At 63.2% G+C, this 421-nt stretch carries 1 protein-coding gene and 1 pseudogene; both read left to right on the forward strand.

Annotated features, from left to right (window positions below):
• A pseudogene (locus tag ACWTU8_RS32950) lies at positions 1–94 on the forward strand (DUF1801 domain-containing protein); the annotation flags it as partial.
• Between the two features lie 129 nt (positions 95–223).
• On the forward strand, positions 224–421 hold a 198-nt coding region (locus ACWTU8_RS32955; protein WP_455851392.1), incomplete at its 3' end, for an acyltransferase family protein.

Raw genomic sequence — 421 nt, forward strand, 5'->3', positions numbered from 1 at the left:
CGATTTCCAGAAGGGTGAGGAGGTCGACGAAGAGGCGCTGAAGGCGCTGGTGCGGGCTGCCGTGGCGCTGAACAAGTCGAAGGCCAAACGCTAGGCGCCGCCATACTGCCACCCCAAGACCATCCATGTTTACGATCTGGGAAGCTTGACGGTGCTAGATGCGCCGGGATGACAGCTGGCCGCCTCGGCCGGCCCCGGATGGATTTGCCCGGATGGACTCGCCATGAACAGCCCGATGCGCATGCCGTGGGTGGACACGGCCAAAGGCCTCTCGATCATCCTCGTGGTGATGATGTACGCGGCGTACAACACCGGCGAGTACACGGGCGGCGTCGGCTTCCTGCACTATGTCATCGGCTTCGCGACGCCGTTCCGCATGCCGGAATTCTTCCTGATCTCCGGCCTGTTCCTGTCGCAGGTG

This window comes from Mesorhizobium sp. BHbdii (assembly GCF_053848045.1).